The organism is Streptomyces sp. NPDC024632 (assembly GCF_055559175.1).
In genome coordinates this window covers 294,889-315,876 of record NZ_JBVHLD010000007.1, presented here as the reverse complement: position 1 = coordinate 315,876, position 20,988 = coordinate 294,889, and the positions used below count along the sequence as shown (strand labels likewise).

17 protein-coding genes are annotated in these 20,988 nt (G+C 72.0%); 10 read left to right on the top strand and 7 right to left on the bottom strand.

Annotation, left to right across the window (positions count from 1 at the left end; translation table 11 throughout):
- Positions 1-64 precede the first annotated feature (64 nt).
- Entirely contained in the window at positions 65-1,219 is a 1,155-nt protein-coding gene (locus ACZ37P_RS17295; RefSeq protein WP_467347155.1) for a dihydrodipicolinate synthase family protein, read from the bottom strand.
- Positions 1,216-2,367 (bottom strand): Gfo/Idh/MocA family protein, encoded by a 1,152-nt coding sequence (locus tag ACZ37P_RS17290; protein ID WP_355337026.1) that lies wholly within the window; start codon positions 2,365-2,367, stop codon positions 1,216-1,218. The genes ACZ37P_RS17295 and ACZ37P_RS17290 overlap by 4 nt, the downstream gene beginning before the upstream one ends.
- Positions 2,368-2,636: 269 nt before the next feature.
- Between ACZ37P_RS17290 and ACZ37P_RS17285 the strand changes: the two genes are divergently transcribed.
- The 6 genes from ACZ37P_RS17285 to ACZ37P_RS17260 all read left to right on the top strand — a co-directional run bounded on the left by ACZ37P_RS17285 (position 2,637) and on the right by ACZ37P_RS17260 (position 8,081).
- Positions 2,637-3,722, top strand: coding sequence for a LacI family DNA-binding transcriptional regulator (locus ACZ37P_RS17285; RefSeq protein WP_467347154.1), 1,086 nt, complete (start codon positions 2,637-2,639; stop codon positions 3,720-3,722).
- Between the two features lie 86 nt (positions 3,723-3,808).
- The gene (locus tag ACZ37P_RS17280; protein ID WP_467347152.1) at positions 3,809-4,774 is read left to right on the top strand and encodes a bifunctional helix-turn-helix transcriptional regulator/GNAT family N-acetyltransferase; all 966 of its coding nucleotides are present in this window, start codon (positions 3,809-3,811) and stop codon (positions 4,772-4,774) included.
- 54 nt (positions 4,775-4,828) lie between these two features.
- Positions 4,829-5,539, top strand: coding sequence for a VWA domain-containing protein (locus ACZ37P_RS17275; RefSeq protein WP_401853570.1), 711 nt, complete (start codon positions 4,829-4,831; stop codon positions 5,537-5,539).
- Positions 5,540-5,624: 85 nt separating this feature from the next.
- A complete protein-coding gene (locus ACZ37P_RS17270) occupies positions 5,625-6,422 on the top strand; it encodes a sugar phosphate isomerase/epimerase family protein (protein ID WP_391160497.1) in 798 nt (265 codons plus the stop codon).
- A gap of 5 nt (positions 6,423-6,427) precedes the next feature.
- Positions 6,428-7,351 (top strand): LysR family transcriptional regulator, encoded by a 924-nt coding sequence (locus ACZ37P_RS17265; protein WP_467347150.1) that lies wholly within the window; start codon positions 6,428-6,430, stop codon positions 7,349-7,351.
- Positions 7,352-7,463: 112 nt separating this feature from the next.
- Entirely contained in the window at positions 7,464-8,081 is a 618-nt protein-coding gene (locus ACZ37P_RS17260; RefSeq protein ID WP_467347149.1) for a hypothetical protein, read from the top strand.
- A 105-nt stretch (positions 8,082-8,186) separates the two neighbouring features.
- Here ACZ37P_RS17260 and ACZ37P_RS17255 read toward each other — a convergent pair whose 3' ends face one another.
- Positions 8,187-12,002, bottom strand: coding sequence for an ABC transporter ATP-binding protein (locus tag ACZ37P_RS17255; RefSeq protein ID WP_467347230.1), 3,816 nt, complete (start codon positions 12,000-12,002; stop codon positions 8,187-8,189).
- Between the two features lie 343 nt (positions 12,003-12,345).
- The gene (gene speB, locus ACZ37P_RS17250; RefSeq protein WP_467347148.1) at positions 12,346-13,305 is read right to left on the bottom strand and encodes an agmatinase; all 960 of its coding nucleotides are present in this window, start codon (positions 13,303-13,305) and stop codon (positions 12,346-12,348) included.
- A gap of 172 nt (positions 13,306-13,477) precedes the next feature.
- On the opposite strand from speB, the gene ACZ37P_RS17245 reads away from it, so the two are divergent.
- The 3 genes from ACZ37P_RS17245 (at position 13,478) to ACZ37P_RS17235 (ending at position 16,380) form a co-directional block, all read left to right on the top strand.
- On the top strand, positions 13,478-14,296 hold the full coding sequence (locus tag ACZ37P_RS17245; RefSeq protein ID WP_355337010.1) for a phosphatase: 819 nt from the start codon (positions 13,478-13,480) through the stop codon (positions 14,294-14,296).
- A gap of 90 nt (positions 14,297-14,386) precedes the next feature.
- The gene (locus ACZ37P_RS17240) at positions 14,387-15,076 is read left to right on the top strand and encodes a response regulator transcription factor (protein WP_467347146.1); all 690 of its coding nucleotides are present in this window, start codon (positions 14,387-14,389) and stop codon (positions 15,074-15,076) included.
- Between the two features lie 2 nt (positions 15,077-15,078).
- Positions 15,079-16,380, top strand: a complete 1,302-nt coding sequence (locus tag ACZ37P_RS17235; protein WP_467347145.1) for a sensor histidine kinase — start codon at positions 15,079-15,081, stop codon at positions 16,378-16,380.
- A 111-nt stretch (positions 16,381-16,491) separates the two neighbouring features.
- Here the strand turns inward: ACZ37P_RS17235 and ACZ37P_RS17230 are convergent, their stop codons facing one another.
- The 3 genes from ACZ37P_RS17230 to ACZ37P_RS17220 form a co-directional block, all read right to left on the bottom strand.
- Positions 16,492-17,376 carry an acyl-CoA thioesterase gene (locus ACZ37P_RS17230; RefSeq protein ID WP_467347143.1) on the bottom strand — a complete coding sequence of 295 codons (885 nt, stop codon included), beginning with the start codon at positions 17,374-17,376 and terminating at the stop codon, positions 16,492-16,494.
- A gap of 52 nt (positions 17,377-17,428) precedes the next feature.
- Positions 17,429-18,586 carry an acyl-CoA dehydrogenase family protein gene (locus ACZ37P_RS17225; RefSeq protein ID WP_355337002.1) on the bottom strand — a complete coding sequence of 386 codons (1,158 nt, stop codon included), beginning with the start codon at positions 18,584-18,586 and terminating at the stop codon, positions 17,429-17,431.
- A gap of 67 nt (positions 18,587-18,653) precedes the next feature.
- The gene (locus ACZ37P_RS17220) at positions 18,654-19,274 is read right to left on the bottom strand and encodes an SACE_7040 family transcriptional regulator (RefSeq protein WP_355337000.1); all 621 of its coding nucleotides are present in this window, start codon (positions 19,272-19,274) and stop codon (positions 18,654-18,656) included.
- Positions 19,275-19,358: 84 nt separating this feature from the next.
- Between ACZ37P_RS17220 and ACZ37P_RS17215 the strand changes: the two genes are divergently transcribed.
- Positions 19,359-20,987: a carboxyl transferase domain-containing protein gene (locus tag ACZ37P_RS17215; RefSeq protein WP_355336998.1), complete on the top strand. Its 1,629-nt coding sequence runs from the start codon at positions 19,359-19,361 to the stop codon at positions 20,985-20,987.
- Position 20,988: the final 1 nt, after the last annotated feature.

Sequence of the window (20,988 nt, the reverse complement as noted above, 5' to 3'; positions counted from 1 at the left end):
TCGCTGTGCACGTCGTCGTGAGAGGCGGATGCGGAGGACTCGGGGTCGGGCGACGTCGGTACGGTCATGCGTCCACTCCGTATACGGCGAGCAGGCCGCGCATCCGAGCCTCGGCGAGTCCGGGGTCTGGGAACAGGCCGATCCGGTCGGCCAGTTCGTAGGCGCGGGCGAGATGCGGCAGGGAACGGGCCGACTGGAGACCGCCGACCATGCTGAAGTGCGACTGGTGCCCGGCCAGCCAGGCGAGCAGGACGACACCGGTCTTGTAGAAGCGTGTCGGTGTCTGGAACAGGTGCCGGGACAACTCGACGGTGGGGTCGAGAACGCGGCGGAAACCGGCGGCGTCCCCGGTGTCGAGGGCGCTGACGGCAGCCGACGCCAGGGGCGCGAGCGGGTCGAAGATGCCGAGCAGCGCGTGGCTGAAGCCCTGTTCGTCGCCCTCGATCAGCTCGGGGTAGTTGAAGTCGTCGCCGGTGTAGCAGCGCACGCCCTGCGGCAGGCGGCGGCGCAGTTCGACCTCGCGCCGCGCGTCGAGCAGCGAGATCTTCACGCCGTCGATCTTGTCCGGGTGGGCCTTGATGACGTCGAGGAAGGTGTCGGTCGCCACGTCCAGATCATCGCTGCCCCAGTACCCGGCGAGCGCCGGGTCGAACATCGGGCCGAGCCAGTGCAGGATCACCGGGTCGCCGGCCTGACGCAGCAGCCGCCCGTACACCTCCAGATAGTCCTCAGGGCCCTTCGCGACCGCGGCGAGGGCGCGGGACGCCATGAGGACGGCCTGCGCACCGGTCGCCTCGACGAGCGCCAACTGCTCCTCGTAGGCGGCGGCGACCTCGTCCAGTGTGGCGGCGGGACCGGTGAGCTGGTCGGTGCCGACACCGCAGGCGATCCGGCCGCCGACGGCGCGCGCCTCGGCCGCCGACCTGCGGATCAGCTCCGCCGCGCCCGCCCAGTCGAGCCCCATGCCGCGCTGCGCGGTGTCCATGGCCTCGGCCACGCCCAGCCCGTGCGACCACAGATGGCGGCGGAAGGCGAGAGTGGCGTCCCAGTCGACGGCCGCGGGCTCGTCCGCCGCCGTCCGCAGCGGGTCGGCCACGACATGGGCGGCGGAGTACACGACACGGCTGCGCAGCGGAAGATCCGCTCTATAGGTGACGGATTCCGAACGCGGCACATAGGTGCGCGTTTCACCGGACGCGTCCGGCAGCAGGATGCTCACAGGGCCAGCTCCGGAACCTCGAAGCGGCGGCCCTGCGCGGAGGAGGCCAGGCCGAGTTCGGCGAGCTGGACGCCCCGGGCACCGGCCAGCAGGTCCCACTGCCAGGGCTCGTCGAGCGCGACGTGCCGCAGGAACAGCTCCCACTGGACCTTGAATCCGTTGTCGAAGTCGCCGTTGTCCGGGACCTCCTGCCACTGGTCCCTGAAGGACTCGGTGGCGGGCAGGTCCGGATTCCACACCGGCTTCGGCGTGGCGGAACGGTGCTGGACGCGGCAGTTGCGCAGCCCGGCGACCGCGGAGCCGTGCGTGCCGTCGACCTGGAACTCCACCAATTCGTCGCGGTTGACGCGCACCGCCCAGGAGGAGTTGATCTGTGCGACGGCGCCGCCCTCGAGTTCGAAGACACCGTAGGCGGCGTCGTCCGCGGTGGCGTCGTACGGCTTGTCCTTCTCGTCCCAGCGCTGCGGGATGTGGGTGGTGGCGAGCGCCTGGACGGTACGGACCCGGCCGAACAGCTCGTGCAGCAGGTACTCCCAGTGCGGGAACATGTCGGCCACGATGCCGCCGCCGTCCTCCGAGCGGTAGTTCCAGGAGGGGCGTTGGGCGCTCTGCCAGTCGCCTTCGAAGACCCAGTAGCCGAATTCGCCGCGGATGGACAGGATCCGGCCGAAGAAGCCGCCGTCGATGAGCCGCTTGAGCTTCAGCAGGCCCGGCAGGAAGAGCTTGTCCTGCACGACGCCGTGCTTGACGCCCGCGGATGTGGCGAGCCGGGCGAGTTCCAGCGCTCCGTCGAGTGAGGTGGCGGTGGGCTTCTCGCAGTAGATGTGCTTGCCCGCGGCGATGGCCGCCTTCAGCGCGGTCTCGCGTGCCGCGGTCACCTGCGAGTCGAAGTAGATGTCGACGGAGGGGTCGGCGAGGACGGCGTCGAGGTCGGTCGACCAGTGCTCGATGCCGTGCCGCTCGGCCATGGCCCGCAGCGCGTGCTCGCGCCGGCCCAGCAGGATCGGCTCGGGCCACAGTGTGGTGCCGTCGCCGAGGTCGAGTCCGCCCTGCTCACGCAGGCTCAGGATGGAGCGGACCAGGTGCTGCCGGTATCCCATCCGCCCGGTGACGCCGTTCATGGCGATCCGCACTGTCCTGCGTGTCACGTGACAAGTCCTCTCATCGCTGCCGGATGCAGGGAACGCGCCCACGGTCACCAGCAAGGCAATAGCAAGCGCTTTCTGCTCGTTCACGCTAGCCGCCACTGCTTGCGTTCGACAAGAGTCTCCTGGTGGTGAATGGAAGCGCTTTCTCTCACATGCGCCACCGCTCCCCCTCGCGTCCACGAAGTGAGACCATGTGCCCCTGCGAGCGGGAACGCGCACCTCACGGCGCCCCTCGCGCCCACCGCCCCCTGCAGAAGGACCAGACCGAGATGGCAGTGACTCTGGCCGATGTGGCGGCGCGCGCCGGAGTGTCGTCGGCGACCGTGTCCCGTGTTCTGAACGGCAACTACCCGGTCGCGGGAAGCACTCGGGAGCGGGTCAGGCGCGCCGTCGCCGAACTGGACTATGTCGTCAACGGCCAGGCGCGGGCCCTCGCCGCCGCCACCTCCGACCTGGTCGGCGTCCTCGTCAACGATGTCGCCGACCCCTTCTTCGGGCTCATCGCGAGCGCCGTCCAGGCCGAGATCAGCGCGGGCGCGGCGCCGGGCGGCGGCAAGCTCGCCGTCGTGTGCAACACCGGTGGATCCCCCGAGGCCGAACTCACCTATCTCACGCTGCTCGAACGCCAGCGCGCGGCGGGCGTGGTCCTCACCGGGGGCGCCGTGGAGAGCGGGGAGCACACGGCGGCGGTCACCGCGCGGCTCACCCGGCTCGCCGCGTCCGGCGCCAATGTCGTGCTGTGCGGCCGTCCCCCGCTGACCCTGCCGGACAGCGGGCTCGTCGCGGCCACCGTCGCCTTCGACAACCGCGGCGGCGCGCGGCGGCTGACCGAGCACCTGCTGTCCCTGGGCCACCGCAGAATCGGTTACGTGACGGGGCCGGTCGAGCGCAGCACCTCCCGGCACCGGCTGGAGGGCCACCGTGCGGCCCTGGCCGCGAGCGGCACCCGGATCACCTCGGATCCGGAGGCGTACGCGGAGCGGCTGACGGTGCACGGGACGTACGACCGGGCGTCGGGTTACGACGCCGCGCTCGAACTGCTGCGGCGGGACGCGGGTCTGACCGCGATCGTGGCCGCGAACGACACGGTCGCGCTCGGCGTGTGCGCGGCGCTGCGGGACCAGGGGCTGAGCATTCCCGGTGACGTGTCGGTCGCCGGATTCGACGATCTGCCGTTCAGCGCCGATGTCTCCCCGGCCCTGACGACGGTCCGCATTCCCTTGCAGGAGGCGGGCGCGCGAGCCGGGCGGTTGGTGATGGGGCGGCTGTCCCCGCCGCCGGGCGGGGTCGCCACGATCCGTACGGAACTCATGGTCCGCGGGTCGACGGCGCCGCCGTCGGACCGGTCCGACTGAAGTTATCCACAGGTTTCGGAGGGGTCTTCCGCCCGGCCCCGCATCCGCCTACCTTTGACTCAGGCAAAGGAAATGGGGGATTGATCATGGCCGTCCGGGAGATCCGCGAATTCAACCGCTTCTACACCAACCTGATCGGTGCGCTCGACTACAGCCGCCACCTGCACACACCGTTCACCCTCACCGAGGCGCGCGTGCTGTACGAGCTGGCGCACGCCCCGCGGACCGACGCGGCCGACCTGCGGGTGGAGTTGTCGCTGGACGCGGGCCATCTCAGCCGGATGCTGGCCAAATTCGAGGAGCGGCAACTGGTCACCCGCGGCCCGTCAGAACAGGACGCCAGGCGGCAGCGGATAGAGCTGACCACGCACGGGAGGCAGGCCGCGTCGCTGCTGGAGGAGCGGTCGGAGGAAGCCGTCGGCTCGCTGGTGGACCGCATACGTCTGCAGGACCGGCCGCGGCTGTCCGAGGCGATGCGGACGGTTCGGGAAATACTGCGCGACAACACCGTCAGCGGCGACAGCGGTGGCGACGGCCGTGCCCCGGCCACCGGCGGCGAGCCGTCCGCGTCGCGGGTCGTGCTGCGCGGCGCGCGCCCCGGCGATCTGGGGTGGTCCATCGAGCGCAACGCGGAGGTCTACGCGACGGAGTTCGGGTGGAACGAGGAGTACGAGGCGCTGGTCGCCCAGATCGTCGCGGACTTCGCCGCCCATCGCGATCCGGAGCGCGACGCGGTGTGGATCGCCGAACTCGACGGACGGCGGGCGGGCTGCGTCTTCTGTGTACGCGACAAGGAGCCGGGCACCGCGCGGCTACGGCTGCTGCTGGTCGATCCGGCCGCCCGGGGGCACGGCATAGGCAAGTTGTTGGTGGACGAATGCATCGCCTTCGCCCGCTCCGCCGGCTACACCGATCTGGTCCTGTGGACCAATGGCATACTGGCCGGCGCCCGAACGATCTATCAGCGCGCGGGATTCGAACTCGTCGCGGAGCAGCGGCATCACAGCTTCGGCCGCGAACTCATGGGGCAGGACTGGCACTTGGCGCTGTAGGGGACAGCGCCGCAGGGCCGACACGACATCGCAGACACGGTACAGGGGGATTCCATGGCGATTTCGATGCAGAAGGTGGAGCAGACCGCGCCCGGTCTGGTCAGCCTCTACAAGCAGGCGGCCGTCAGCCTGGACAAGCACCGGCTGTCGGGCGAAAGCGCCGCGGTCTATCTGGTGCTCGACCGCTCGGGCAGCATGCGGGAGTTCTACAACGACGGCACCGTCCAGCATCTCGCCGAGCAGACACTCGGCCTGGCCGCGCATTTCGACGACGACGGCATCGTCCCCGTCGTGTTCTTCTCCACCGAGGTCGACGGTGTGGACGAGGTGTCGCTGACGCGGTACGGCGGCCGGATCAACAAGCTCAATGAGGCGTACGGCCATATGGGTCGCACCAATTACGCGGCTGCCATGGAAGCGGTCATCGAGCACTATCAGCGGTCGGGGTCGACGGCGCCCGCGTTCGTGGTGTTCCAGACCGACGGCGGGCCGATCAACAAGGGCGCGACCATCGAGGTGCTGTGCAAGGCGGCGAAGCTGCCGATCTTCTGGCAGTTCGTGGGATTCGGGGACGACGAATTCCGCTTCCTGCGGCGGCTGGACGAACTGCCGGTACCCGCCAAACGGGTGGTGGACAACGCGGGGTTCTTCCCCGCGGGCAAGGACCCGCGATCGATATCGGACGCGGTGCTGTACGACCAGCTCATGGCGGAGTTCCCCGACTGGCTGGCGGCGGCCCGCGCGCAGGGCATCGTTCGCGGCTGAACAGGTGCCGAGCAGGGGCTGAACACGGGTCGGGCGGGGCCGAACGCGGTTGACCCGGCAGGAAGCGGTGCCTAGTGTCCGGCGAATGAAACTCGCCTTCTCCACTCTCGGCGTCCCGGCCCTGCCCATCGAGCAGGTGGTGCGGCTCGCGACGGAAAACGGCTTCCACGGCGTCGAATTGCGCGCCAGCGACGAGGAACCGGTCCACCCCGGTCTCTCGGCCGGTGAACGCGCCGACGTGGTGGAGCAGTTCGGCAAGGCCGGGGTCGAGATCCTCACCGTGGCCGCCTACGCCAAGGTGGCCGCGCCCGGGGACGACCAGCCGGTGCTCGACGAGATCGGCGCGGCGATGACCCTCGCGGCCGATCTGGGGGCCTCCTACGTGCGGGTGTTCCCCGGCGGAGGTGACACCGAGTCGCAGGAGGCGGACACGGTCGCCGCGCGCCGGCTCGCAGCGGTGGCGCCGGTCGCCGCCGACCTCGGGGTGCGGGTGCTGCTGGAGACCCATGACTCGCACCGCGGCGGCGCCGATGTGGCGCGGATCCTGGGCCTGGTCGGACACCAGGGGGTCGGCACGATCTGGGACGTGATGCACACCTGGCTGGCGGGAGAGCAGCCGTCCACGACCTATCCGGCACTGGCCCCGTACCTGGGCTATGTCCAGGTCAAGGACATCGCCTCGGCGGCGGACACCACACCGCTGGCGCTGGGGGCCGGGGTGCTGCCGCTGGCGGAGACCGTCGAGGTGCTGAGCCGGGCGGACTGGGACGGCTGGCTGTGCTGGGAGTACGAGAAGCGCTGGTATCCGCAGGTGCCGGAGTTGGCGGGGCTGCTCGGCCCAGCGCGCGAGCACCTGTCCCGGTTGCTGGCCGACTCGGCCTGAACGGCATGCTCGATCTGGCGCGGCTGAGGGCGCTGCACGCGGTGCACGTCCACGGGTCGGTGGGCGCGGCGGCCGAAGCGCTCGGCTACACGCCGTCGGCGGTCTCGCAGCAGATCTCCAAGCTGGAGCGGGAGACCAGGTCCGTGCTGCTGGAGCGGCACGGGCGCGGGGTGACGCTCACGGACGCGGCGCATCTGCTGGTGGAGACCGCGCAACGGCTGATGTCGATCGTGGAGGCGGCCGAGGTCACGCTGGAGGAGCAGCGCGGACGGCCCACGGGACGACTGACGCTGGCGGCGTTCCCGACTGCGGCCTGCGGGCTGCTGCCCGGAGTGCTGGCGGAACTGACCGCGGCGCACCCCGCGTTGGAGCTCCGGCTGCTGGAGGCGGACGCGCATCTGTCGGTGGACCTGGTGGCGCGCGGGGCGGTGGACCTGGCCGTGGCGCACGACTGGGACATCGCGCCCCTGCCCGCGCCGCCTGGCTTGGAGCGGGCGGTCATCGGGGACGACCGGTGCGACGTACTGGTCCCTGCCGGGCACCGGTTGGCCGAGCGGGCGTCGCTGACGCGGGCGGATGTGGCGCACGAGCGGTGGATCTGCCAGCCGCCGGGGTCGGTGTGCCACGACTGGCTGGTGCGGACGTTGCGGGAGGCCGGGACGGAGCCGGACATGGCCTTCCAGGTCGGCGAGTACGGGACGCAGTTGGCGCTGGTGGGGGCAGGGCTCGGTATCGCGTTGGTGCCGAGGCTGGGGCGGGGACCGGGGCCCGAGGGCGTCGCGGTCGTACCGCTGGAGCCCGCTCCGGTGCGGCGGCTGTACGCGCTGTGGCGGACGGGGGCCGCGCGCAGGCCCTCGATCGTCGCGGCGGTCGACACGTTGAGGTCGCATTGGGCGGCTGGGCCCGGATCGGCCGCCGAGGACGGATGATCGGGGCATGCGCCCACGATTTCCGCACCGTCCGCCGCGCCCGCAGCCGGGCGGTGACCATGCCCCTGAGGCCATCGCGGAACCGTGCGGGGTCGGGGACCGTCACACCGGCATGCTGACCGTGAAGGTGAATCAGCGCGGAGCGGCCTGGGCCGTGGCACTGGCCGTTTCGCTGACCTTGGGTGCCGTCGCCTGCGGGAGCGGCACCTCGGACGCGGCGGACGGCGCGCCGTCCAGCACGACCGGGCCCGTGACGCCGAGCGGCGACACGGCCACCGCGCCGCCGACGACCACCGAGCCGACGACCGCGACGCCGACGACCGGTGGCCCCACCACGGGTGGGGTGACGCCGGGGACGGGGTCGATCGCCAGTCGCGTCGTGTACTTCTCGTCGTCGGTGCGGGCCGTCGCGGGGACGCACGAGGTGCTGCGCGACCGGGGCGAGTTGGACCGTTTCGCCACCACCGTGGCGCACAACGACGGGAAGACGGCGGCGGAGATCTCGGCGGGCGGGGCGGCGACGGACTTCGGGCGGTACGTGCTGGTCGGCTGGACCGAGTCGACCGGGTGCAGCGCGGCCACGTCGGCGACGCTCGGCGTGGCGGGCAACTCGCTGAAGCTGCGCGTCGAGCAGCCGACGCCGACGGCGGAGTGCCTGACGGACTTCCGCGTGACGGTGGTGTTCGAGGTGCCGAAGGACCGGATCCCGGCGCGACCCGCCTTCGGCTGACCGAAGGCGGGACGCCAGGAGCCCAGAAGGCCAGAAGGGCAGAAGGGCGGCAGGCCAGGAAGGCGGGACCCGCCGGTTCCGTCGCACGGGCGACGGGTCCTCCCGTCACGCCACCGCGCGCACCTCGCCCGTGAAGGTGCGCCACAGCTCGGCGTAGCGGCCGTCGCGGGCCAGCAGCGCCGCGTGGGTGCCGTCCTCGATGACCCGCCCGTGGTCGAGGACGACGACCCGGTCCGCACGGGCCGCCGTGCTCAGCCGGTGCGCGACGACCAGCGTCGTACGCCGGGTGGCGAGCCGGTCGGCGGCCTGGTTGACGAGGGCTTCGGTGGCCAGGTCGAGGGCCGCGGTCGCCTCGTCGAGAAGCAGGACGGCGGGGTCGACCAGTTCGGCGCGGGCCAGGGCGATCAACTGCCGCTGTCCGGCCGACAGATTGCGGCCCCGCTCGGCGACCTGGTGGAGATAGCCGCCCTCCAGCGTCGCGATCATCGCGTGCGCGCCGACGGCCCGCGCCGCCGCCTCGACCTCCGCGTCGGTCGCGCCCATCCGTCCGTACGCGATGGCGTCGCGCACCGTGCCCGCGAAGAGGTACGGCTCCTGGGGGACGACGCCGAGGCGCTGCCGGTAGGCGGTGAGGTCGAGTTCGCGGATGTCGGTGCCGTCGACCAGCACCGCGCCGTCGGTCGGGTCGTAGAACCGCGCGACCATCTTGACCAGGGTGGACTTGCCCGCGCCGGTCTCGCCGACGAAGGCGACGGTCTGTCCGGCGGGGATGCGCAGATTCACGCCGCTGAGCGCCTCCGCGCCCTCGGCCCCCTCGCCGCCGTACCTGAAGTGCAGGTCGCGGAAGGCGATCTCGCCGCGCAGCCTTCCGACCTCACGCGGCCGGGCGGCGGCCGGGGTGGCGGTCGGCTCGTGCAGCAGCTCACGGATCCGGCCGAGCGACACCGACGCCTGCTGGTAGCCGTCGAAGACCTGCGAGAGCTGCTGCACGGGCGAGAAGAACAGGTCGATGTAGAGCAGATACGCCACCAGCGCGCCCGCCGTGAGCGTCCCCGCGCTGATCCGGTGCGCGCCCACGATCAGGACGAGCGCCGCCGCCACGCTGGACAGCAGCTGAACGAAGGGGAAATAGACGGAGATCAGGAACTGGCCGCGCACCCGCGCCGTCCGGTAGTCGTCACCGCGTTCGGCGAATCGTTCCGCCCCGCGCCGCTCCCCCCGGAACGCCTGCACGATCCGCAGACCCGCGACGTGCTCTTGGAGGTCGGCGTTGACGACGGCGATCCGCTCGCGCGCCAGCTCGTACGCCTTCACCGACTTACGGCGGAAGACCCAGGTGGCGACGATCAGGATCGGCAGCGTGGCGAAGACCATCAGGGCGAGCTGGACGTCGATGGCGAGCAGCGCCACCAGGATGCCGAGGAAAGTGAGGACGCTGACCAGCGCCGTGACCAGCCCGGTCTGGAGGAACGTCGACAGCGCGTCCACGTCCGTGGTCATCCGCGTCATGATGCGGCCGGTCAGCTCGCGCTCGTAGTAGTCGAGGCCGAGCCGGTGCAGGTGCGCGAAGATCTTCACGCGCAGGGTGTAGAGGACGCGTTCGCCGGTGCGGCCGGTGAGCCGGGTCGAGCCCCACTCCGCCGCCCACTGCGCGATCACCAGGACCAGGCCGAGCAGCGACGCCACCCAGACCGCGCCGAGCGCCGCCTGCCGGACTCCCGCGTCGATGCCGTGCCGGATCAGCACCGGCAGCAGCAGTCCCGCGATGGCGTCCACGGCCACCAGCGCCAGGCTGAGCAGCAGCGGGGTGCGGAAGCCGCGCAGCAGGCTGCCGAGGCCGAACTTCTCCTCGGCGGTCCGCGCCCGGTCCTCGTCGACCTCCGGGGTGTCCAGGGCGGGCGGCAGCGCGGCGACCTTGGCGAGCAGGTCGGGAGTGGCGGGCATGCCCGCCAGCGCGCCCGCCATGCCGCCCTGGACGGGGGCGACCCGCGCCGGCCCGGAGGCGCCCGCGCCGGCGCTCCGCCGGTCGTCGTCCTCGGCCGCGGCCCGCCGGTCGGCAGGCCACAGCTCCGGAGTCAGAGCCTCCGGAGTCAGAGCGTCGGGACAAGCGCCGTCGCCCCGCGCCGGGCCGTCCTCGTCGAGCGGGCACTCGAAGCCGTCCGTACAGCCCTCGGTCCGCGCCCCCGCCAGTTCGGCCTGCGCCGCGGCCATGTCCGTCTGCGCCGCCTCCCACTCGATCCGCCCCGCCGGGTCGAGGTCGACCACGTCGGCGCCGAGCGCGTCCGGGTCGGTGAGCAGCGCGCGGTAGAGCGGGCAGCGCTCCTGCAACTCCTCGTGCGTGCCGACGTCCGCCAGGCGTCCCGCGTCCAGTACGGCGATCCGGTCGGCGAGCGCCAGCGTGGAGCGGCGGTGGGCGATCAGCAGCGTCGTACGGCCGCGCATCACCTCGCGCAGCGCGTCGAAGATCTCCGCCTCCACCCGGGCGTCGACCGCCGAGGTGGCGTCGTCGAGCAGCAGCAGCCGGGGGTCGGTGAGGATCGCGCGGGCCAGGGCGACGCGCTGGCGCTGGCCGCCGGACAGGGTCAGGCCCTGCTCGCCGACGACCGTGTCGTAGCCGTCGGGCAGGTCGGAGATGAAGCCGTCCGCCTGCGCGGCGCGGGTGGCGGCGAGCATCTCCTCCTCGGTGGCGTCCGGGTGGCCGTAGAGGATGTTCGCCCGCACGCTGTCGGAGAACAGGAAGCTGTCCTCGGGGACCATGCCGATCGCGGACCGCAGCGATTCGAAGGTCAGCTCCCGTACGTCCACGCCGCCGACGCGTACGGCGCCGCCGGTCACGTCGTACAGCCGCGGCAGCAGCAGCGAGACCGTGGACTTGCCGGAGCCCGAGGAGCCGACGACGGCGACGGTCTCGCCGGGCTCGACGCGCAGGTCGAAGCCGTCGAGGACCGGCCGGTCCTCGGTGTAGCCGAAGGTGACGTGGTCGAAGTCGACGGTGGCGGGGGCGTCCGCGGGCAGCGTCCTGGTGCCGTCGGTCAGCGTGGGCTCGGTGTCGATCAGTTCGTAGACCCGCTCGACCCCGGCCCGCGCCTGCTGGCCGACGGTGAGCATCATCGTCAGCATCCGGACCGGGCCGGTGAGCTGCGCCAGGTAGGTGGAGAAGGCCACGAAGGTGCCGAGGGTGATCTGGCCGCGGGTCGCCATCCAGCCGCCGAGCGCCAGCATGCCGATCTGGCCGAGGGAGGGCACCGCCTGGAGCGCGGGGCTGTAGCGGGCGGTGAGGCGGATGGTACGGAGGCGGCCGGCGAACAGCTTGCGGCTGACCGTCTCCAGCTTGTCCATCTCCTGCTGCTCCTGGCCGAAGCCCTTCACCACGCGCACACCGGTGACCGAGCCGTCGACGATGCCCGCGACGGCCGCCGCCTGACCTTGCGCGTACCAGGTCGCGGGAAACAGCCGCTTACGCGACCGGTCGGCGATAAACCACAGAGCAGGGGCGACCGCGAGCGCGACCAGGGTGAGCAGCGGCGACAGCGTGAGCATCACCACGAGCGAGAGCACGAACAGCAGCAGATTGCCGATCATCATCGGCAGCATGAAGAGCAGACCCTGGATGAGCTGAAGGTCGCTGGTGGCGCGGCCGACGACCTGGCCGGTGCTCAACTCGTCCTGGCGGCGGCCGTCCAGGCGCATGATCGAGCGGAACATCTCATTGCGCAGGTCGTACTGGACGTCCAGGGCGAGCCGTCCGCCGTAGTAGCGCCGCACATAGGTGAGCACATAGACGACGACGGCCGCCGCGATCAAGGTGAACGCCCAGGGCGCGAGCGGCTTGTCGTGCTTGACGATCACGTCGTCGATGATCAGCTTCGGCACCAGCGGGACCAGCGCGGTCACCGCCATGCCGCCGAGTGACGCGCCCATCGCGAGCAGCACATTGCGGCGGTAGCGCCAGCAGTACGTGGTCAGCCGCCACAGCCAGCCCCGCTCCTTCGGCGTCCGCGCCGCCGCCCCCTCACCGGGGACAGGACCTTCCTTCGTCGTCCTCGCCCTGGTCAACGACCTTGCCACCCGCGTCCTCCAGCCCGTCCGTCCACCCGTTGCCGCCGGAGGCTGCAACGCTCCGGCGTGCGCGTTTCATCCTCCCGCAACAAATGGGAGACCAAGGTCGCGGGGCGGTGCGACCTTGGTCGTAGTCCCCGGGGCGACGCCGGCCAGGCCGCCGAGGGGCCGCGAACAGGCCCGCGGGGCGGCCCTGGAGGGGCCGTCAGCGGGCCGCGGCGACCTGCCGGGACATGATCGTCGTCAGCTCGTAGGCGGTGTGCGAGGCCGCGACCGAGGTGATCTCGGCGTGGTCGTAGGCCGGGGCGACCTCGACGACATCGGCCGACACCAGGTGGCAGTCGGCCAGGCCCCGCAGGATCTCCAGCAGTTCGCGGGAGGTGAGCCCGCCGGCCTCCGGGGTGCCGGTGCCGGGCGCGTGTGCCGGGTCGAGCACGTCGATGTCGACCGAGATGTACAGCGGACGGTTCCCGACACGCTCCCTGAGCTGCTGCGCGACCTCGTCGACACCGCGCCGCATGACGTCGGCGGACGTCACGATCCCGAAGCCCATCTTCTCGTCGTCGTCCAGGTCCTTCCTGCCGTACAGCGGGCCGCGCGTGCCGACGTGCGACAGCGCCGACGTGTCGAGAATGCCCTCCTCGACCGCGCGCCGGAAGGGCGTGCCGTGGGTGTACTCGGCGCCGAAGTAGGTGTCCCAGGTGTCCAGGTGCGCGTCGAAGTGCAGCAGCGCCACCGGGCCGTGCTTGCGCGCGACGGCGCGCAGCAGGGGCAGCGCGATGGTGTGGTCGCCGCCGAGCGTCATCAGCCGGGCACCGGTGTCCAGCAGGTCGTCCGCCGCGGCCTGGACGGTCTCCACGGCCCCGTTGATGTCGAACGGGTTGGCGGCGATGTCGCCCGCGTCCGCGACCTGGGCGAGCGCGAAGGGCGACGCGTCCTGCGCCGGGTTGTACGGGCGCAGCAGCCGTGACGCCTCGCGGATCGCGTTGCCGCCGAACCTCGCGCCGGGCCGGTAGGAGACGCCGGAGTCGAAGGGCACGCCGACGACCGCGACGTCGGCGGCGCCGACCTCGTCCAGGCGCGGCAGGCGCGCGAAGGTGGCCGGTCCCGCATAGCGCGGGACACGCGAGGAGTCGACGGGGCCGCGCGGCTCTGCGCTGCTCATGGGTGGCTGCCTCTTTCGTTGGGGATCGCCCGCCTGAGGGGCGAGGCCGACCCTACGTGGCCGCCGGAAGCCACCGGAATGTACGTTTCCTCCAATCGGGGGTTCCGATTACGCCTCGGCGTCGATCCCCGGCCGGACGCACGTCCGAGCGGCGGAGCGGGACAATGTGCGCATGCCCATGGATCCAGCTGCCGCAGCACCCACCCGCCAGGCCCTCGTCGCCCATCTGACCAGCACCCGGATAGCCGGCGACGTGGCGACCAGCCGCGAGAACAACCTCGACCACTTCCGGGCGCTGGCCGAGGGAAATCGCTACTACTGGTTCGGCCTGGAGCTGGGTGACCGCTGGGACGACCAGGCGGCGGTGCTGGAGCTGATGGCCGAGCGGTGCGGTGTCGTCGCCGATCCCGGGCACCGGCACGGGCAGGACACCATCGATCCCGAGCTGACGATCGACGCGCTCGACCGGATGGCCGATGTGCTGCACAAGGCGGCGGAAAACGGCTCCAGGGTGCTGGTGGCGACCGGTCACCCGGCGGGTCTGTTCGCCGTCCACTGGGAGCTGGCCGCCGCGCTGCGCGAGGCGGGCTGCACGCTGATCACCCCGTCGGAGCGCCTGTACGCGGACGGCGGTGAGATCCGGCACCTGGCGTCCGTTTCCATGGTCCACCGGGCGGGCGGTCTGGTGCACACCCACTCGCCCGACCCGATGCGGGAGATCCTGGACGCGCTGGAGCGCGACGGCGAGCCGCTGCCCGATCTGGTGATCGCCGACCACGGCTGGGCGGGGTACGCGGGCGAGCGCGGCATCGACACGGTCGGCTTCGCGGACTGCAACGACCCGGCGCTTTTCGTCGGCGAGGCGGAGGGCAGCCTGCTGGTGACCGTCCCGCTGGACGACAATGTGCCGCCGCAGCACTACGCGCCGCTGACCGCGTATCTGCTGGCGACCGCCGATCTGACAGCCGCAGGTCAGGCCGCGCGGAACTGACGCGGTCCCGGTCCGTCGCTTTGCTCGCTACCATCGTTGAGGGAACAAAAGGAACATGAGGGTCAAGAGGGGGCGAGGAAGGCAGGCGCAGTGGTCCAGGTCGTGATCGTCGATGACGAAGCACTGGTCAGGGCCGCCCTGCGAAGCATCCTCGAATCCTCCGGCGACATCCGGGTGGTCGCGGACTGCGACGGGCACGACGCCGTCGAGACGGTGACCGCGACGCGTCCCGGCCTCGTCCTGCTGGACGCGGTGATGCCGCCGCCCGACGACGGACTGACCGTCCTGCGCGCCCTGCGGGCACTGCCCTCGCCGCCCGCCGTCGCCATGCTGACCGCCTTCGACACCAGCGCCCATCTGCGCGCGGCGATGGCGGCGGGCGCCACCGGCTTCCTGCTCAAGGACACCGCGGTCGGCACCCTGATCGACGCGGTACGCGTCATGGCGCGCGGCGGCACCGTCTTCACCCCCACCGTGGGCCGCGCGGTCGTCGACGGCTTCCTGGGCGGTCCGCTCGGCTCCGACGGCGCGGAGGGGCCCGGTACGCCCGAGGCGTCCGCCCACGCCGCGGCCCTGGCGCCGCTGACCGACCGCGAGACCGAGGTGCTGCGGCTGCTGGCGGCCGGGCTGCCGAACGCCCGGATAGCCGCGGAGCTGGGGATCTCGGTCGGCACCGTCAAGGACCATGTGCGCGCGGTGCTGCGGAAGCTCGCCGCGCCCAACCGGGTGGCCGCCGCCGTCGTCGCGCACCAGGCCGGGCTGGTACGGGTGCCGAAGTGATCGTGAAGCCACGTGTCGCCCTGCCGGACGCCGCGCTGTTCGCCCTCTCCGCCACCGAGGTGTGGGCCACGCGCTCCTTCGGCGGCCCGGTCTCGTTCGCCTTCGCGGCCCTGGGCACGCTGGCGCTGCTGTTCCGGCACCGCTTCCCGCTGATCGCCTTCGCCGCGACCCTGCCCGCCCTCTCGCTCGGCTACATCTGGTTCTCGCCGATGGGCGCGCTCTACGAGATCGCCGCGGGCGGCCCCGACCGTCACCGCGCACAAGGGTGGCCGTTTTCTCCGGCCGGGCCCTCGAAGAGCGCGCCTTCCGGTACGCCGCCCGCCACGTCCTTCGCCTCGGCGGCTCTCCTACCACCCGGGACGACGGCCGCTACCTCATCGGCCACGCTCACCCGTTCGGGTGAGCGCGTGATATCTCGCCGCGCCCTGCTGATCGGTGGCTGCGCGCTGCTCGCGGCGACGGTCTCCTGCGTGCCCTGGCCGTTCCGCGCCCCGGCACCCTGGGGGCTGTCGGACACGATCCTCGCGGTGATGCTGTCCTCGCTGCTGGCCCTGGCGCCGACCGCGCTGGGCCTGTTCGCCGCCTCGCGGCGCGAGCTGGCCGGGCGGCTGGAGGAGCTGGCGGCCAGCAGGGAACGGGAGCGAGAGCTGGCCGCGGAACAGGCGGTGGTACGGGAGCGGGCCCGGCTCGCCCGCGAGATGCACGACACCGTGGCGCACCACATCAGCCTGATCGCCGTGCAGTCCGGCGCCCTGGAGGCGACCGCGCGGGGACCGCAGGCGCGGGCGGCGGCCGGGGCGGTGCGCGAGCTGAGCCGGGACGCGCTGGACGAGCTGCGCCGGATGGTGGGGCTGCTGCGGCTGCCGGTGACGTCGGGGCAGCCGCTGGACGCGGGCCCCGGCCTCGCGGGCATCCCCGCGCTGGTCGCCGCCGCGGGACCCGGCACGCATGGCGAACTGCCCGGCGCCACGGCCCCGGCCGACGCCGCCCGCCTGCCGTCGGACGTCCAGCACGCCGCGTACCGCATCGTGCAGGAAGCGCTCACCAACATCCGCAAGCACGCGCCCGGCGCGGAAACCCGCGTCCTGGTGCGGCACAGCGGCGACGTGCTGGTGGTGGAGGTGCGCAACGGACCCGCGTCGGCGGCGCCGGGACCGGCCCTGCCCTCGGGCGGCCACGGTCTCGCCGGGCTGCGCGAGCGGGCGGTGCAGCTCGGCGGCGAATTCATCGCGTCGCCCGCGGCGACCGGGGGCTTTCTCGTACGGGCGACGCTGCCGGTCGGACCGGCGGTCGAGGCGGCGTAGGCGGAGCCGCCCGATCAGAGCCGGGGCGCGCCTCGGGAGCCACCGCGCCGGAATGCCCCGCGTGTCTGGTTTCCGGGAGCGGAAATCCGCGCTCACCCGAAAGGGTGAGCGTCAGTCGCGCGGCACCCGCACCAGGCCCTCCTGGATCACCGAGACGGCGAGCTGCCCGTCGCGGGTGTAGATCCGGGCGGTGCCGAGGCCGCGACCGCCGGAGGCGGACGGGCTCTGCTGGTCGTAGAGCAGCCATTCGTCGGCCCGGAAGGGCCGGTGGAACCACATGGCGTGGTCCAGGCTCGCGCCGACCACGTCGCCGACGGCCCAGCCGCCGCGGCCGTGGGCGAGCAGGACCGAGTCGAGCAGCGTCATGTCCGACACATAGGTGGCGAGGCAGACGTGGAGCAGCGGGTCGTCGGCCAGTTTGCCGCGGGCGCGGAACCAGACCTGGGAGCGCGGTTCGCGGATGACACCCGCGGTGAGGAACGGCGGGTCCTCGACGTAACGCAGGTCGACGGCCGCACGGGTCTCGAGTATCCGGTCGACCACCGTGGGGTCGGGGAACCGCGCGGCGTGTACGGGCAGCATCTCCTCGGCCGTCGGCAGCGTCTCCGGGTCGGGCGCGTACGGCATCGGCTCCTGGTGTTCCAGGCCCTCCTCGTGGACCTGGAAGGACGCCGAGAGGTGGAAGATCGGCTGGCCGTGCTGGATCGCGACGACCCGCCGGGTGGTGAAGGAGCGGCCGTCGCGGATCCGGTCGACCTGGTAGACGATCGGCGCGCCGGGGTCGCCGGGCCGCAGGAAATAGGCGTGCAGCGAGTGCGCGCCGCGGTCCTCGGGCACCGTGCGGCCCGCGGCGACCAGGGCCTGTGCGGCGACCTGGCCGCCGAAGACCCGGGGCACCACGGCCGACCGGCTGACACCGCGGAAGATGTCCCGCTCGATCCGCTCCAGGTCGAGCAGATCGAGCAGGGACTGGAGCGGATCCCGGGAGTCGTTCACGGGTCTTTCGGCATTCACGCGTCCGCCGGCTTTCTCACGGATGGGTCTACGGTCACAGGCCCATCGACTTGGCGATGATGGACTTCATGACCTCGCTCGTGCCGCCGTAGATCCGGTTGACGCGGTTGTCGGCGTACAGGCGGGCGATCGGGTACTCGTTCATGTAGCCGTAGCCGCCGTGGAGCTGGAGGCAGCGGTCGATGACGCGGGCGGCGACCTCGGTGCAGAAGAGCTTGGCGGAGGCGGCGTCCGCGGCCGACAGCTCCTTCTTGTCGTGCGCTTCGAGGGCGCGGTCGACGACGGCCTGCGCGGCGTCCACCTCGGCCTTGCAGGCGGCGAGTTCGAACTTGGTGTTCTGGAAGGACGCGACGGTCTGGCCGAAGACGGTCCGGTCCTGGACGTACGCCTGGGCGAAGCGGATCGCGGCGGCGGCCTGGGCGTACGCGCCGACGGCGATGCCCAGCCGCTCCTGCGGGAGATTCTGTCCGAGGTAGGAGAAGCCCTTGCCCTCCTCGCCGAGCAGGTCCTCGAGCGGGACCTTGACGTCGGAGAAGGAGAGTTCCGCGGTGTCGGAGGTGCGCAGGCCGAGCTTGTCGAGCTTGCGGCCGACCGCGTATCCGTCGGCCTTGGTGTCCACGACGAACAGGGAGATGCCCGCGCGGCGGTCCTCGGGCGTGGCGGGGGCGGTGCGGGCGCAGACGATGACGCGGTCGGCGTGGACGCCGCCGGTGATGAAGGTCTTGGCGCCGTTGAGCACGTAGTGCGTGCCGTCGGCGGAGAGCTTGGCCGTCGTCTTCATGCCCGCGAGGTCGGAGCCGGTGCCGGGTTCTGTCATGGCGATGGCGAACATCGTCTCGCCGCTGACGAAGCCGGGCAGCCAGCGCTTCTTCTGCTCGTCGGTGGCGTAGGCCATCACGTAGGGCAGGCAGAGGCCGACGTGGACCCCGCTGCCGCCGAAGCTGACGCCCGCGCGGGCGCACTCCTCGCTGATGACGGCCTGGAATTTGAAGCTGTGCTCGCCCGCGCCGCCGAACTCCTCGGGCACCTCGATGCCGAAGACGCCCAGCTCGCCGAGCTTGTAGTAGAAGTCGCGCGGGACCAGGCCAGCCGCCAGCCACTCGTCGTGGACGGGGACGACCTCGGCCTCGATGAAGGCACGTATCGTCTCGCGGAACGCTTCGTGGTCCTCGTTGAACACCGTACGACGCACAGCGCGCCTCCCATCCGCGACCGGGTCCGCTGCCGGGACGGTCGACAATCGAGCATTAAGCAAGCGCTCAGTAAGTTACCCGCCAGTCGGCCGTGCTGTCCAGACCGTCAAGCGCGTCCAGCGCCCCGAGGGCGAGCCGGTGCAGCAGGGCCGCCATCGCGGTCCTGCCGGGCAGTCCGCCGCGCTCGCCGAGGTGCGGAGTGGAGTTGAGCAGACCGAAGACGGCGTGCACGGCCGCGCGCACCTCCAGCTCGGTGGCGCCCGGATGCACCAGCCGCACGACCGCGACCCACTCCTCGACGTACTGCCGCTGGAGCTGGCGGACCAGCTTGCGGTCGGAGTCGCGCAGCCGGTCCAGCTCGCGGTCGTGCAGTGTGATCAGCGGCCGGTCGTCGATCGCGAAGTCGATGTGACCGCGGACCAGCGCGTCCAGCGCCTCGACGGGCCCGGTCGCCTCGGCGACCCGCATCTTGCCCGCGGTCAGCAGCCGGCCGCTGATGCCCACCAGCAGCTCGGCGAGCATGGCGTCCTTGCCCGCGAAATGCCGGTAGAGACCGGGGCCGCTGATGCCGACCGCGGCGCCTATCTCGTCGACACCGACCCCGTGGAAGCCGCGCTCGGCGAAGAGCCGGGCGGCCTCTCGGAGAATCTGCTCGCGACGGTTCTCCGCCGTCTTCGTCGGGTTCATGAGATCGAGTCTAGACAACCGAGTTAGCGAGCGTTAACGTGGAGTCATCACGTTAACGCTCGCTAACATCCGGGGGGCCGAACCATGGCAGCACCCGCCCTGTCCAGCGCCGCAGATCCGGCGTCAGAGGCGTATCAGGCCAATGCGCAGGCTCATGCCGCATTGACCGCGGACCTGCGCGACAAGCTGGCCGCCGCGCGGCTCGGCGGCGGCGAGAGAGCCCGCGCCCGCCACACCGCGCGCGGAAAGCTGCTGCCCAGAGACCGGGTGGACGGGCTGCTCGACCCCGGCTCACCCTTCCTGGAGCTGGCGCCGCTGGCCGCGGACGGGATGTACGACGGGCAGGCACCGGCCGCCGGGGTGATCGCCGGGATCGGCCGGGTCGCGGGGCGCGAGGTCGTGGTCGTCGCCAATGACGCCACGGTCAAGGGCGGCACCTATTACCCGATGACGGTCAAGAAGCATCTGCGCGCCCAGGAGATCGCCCTGGACAACCGGCTGCCGTGCGTCTACCTGGTCGACTCCGGCGGCGCCTTCCTCCCCCGGCAGGACGAGGTCTTCCCCGACCGCGACCACTTCGGCCGGATCTTCTACAACCAGGCCACCATGTCCGCGCGCGGCATCCCGCAGATCGCCGCCGTCATGGGCTCGTGCACCGCGGGCGGCGCCTACGTCCCGGCGATGAGCGACGAGGCGGTGATCGTACGGAATCAGGGCACGATCTTCCTCGGCGGCCCGCCGCTGGTGAAGGCGGCCACCGGCGAGGTCGTCACCGCGGAGGAACTGGGCGGCGGCGAGGTGCACTCCCGGGTCTCCGGCGTCACCGACCACCTCGCCGAGGACGACGCCCACGCGCTGGACATCGTCCGCGACATCGTCGCCACCCTGCCCGCGCGCGGCGCGCCGCCGTGGACGGTACGGCCCGCGGAGCCGCCCGCCGTGGACCCGGCCGGGCTGACCGGCGCGGTACCGGTCGACTCCCGCACCCCGTACGACGTCCGCGAGGTCATCGCGCGGCTGGTGGACGGCAGCCGCTTCGCCGAGTTCAAGGCGGAGTACGGCACCACGCTGGTCACCGGCTTCGCCCACATCCAGGGCCATCCGGTCGGCATCGTGGCCAACAACGGCATCCTGTTCGCCGAATCCGCCCTCAAGGGCGCGCACTTCATCGAGCTTTGCGACCAGCGCGGCATCCCGCTGCTGTTCCTCCAGAACATCTCCGGCTTCATGGTCGGCCGCCAGTACGAGGCGGGCGGCATCGCCAAGCACGGCGCGAAGATGGTCACGGCGGTCGCCTGCGCGCGCGTGCCCAAGCTGACCGTGGTGATCGGCGGCTCCTACGGCGCGGGCAACTACTCGATGTGCGGCCGGGCCTACAGCCCGCGCTTCCTGTGGATGTGGCCCAACGCCAAGATCTCGGTGATGGGCGGCGAGCAGGCCGCGTCCGTGCTGGCCACCGTCAAGCGCGACCAGCTCGCCGCTGCGGGCGAGAAGTGGAGCGAGGAGGCGGAGGAGGCGTTCAAGGCCCCGGTCCGCGAGCAGTACGAGACGCAGGGCAACGCCTACTACGCCACCGCCAGGCTCTGGGACGACGGTGTGATCGACCCGCTGGAGACCCGTACCGTCCTCGGCCTGGCCCTCACCGCCTGCGCCAACGCCCCCCTTCCGACCGCCGATCCGGGTGCGCCCGGCTACGGCGTCTTCCGGATGTGAG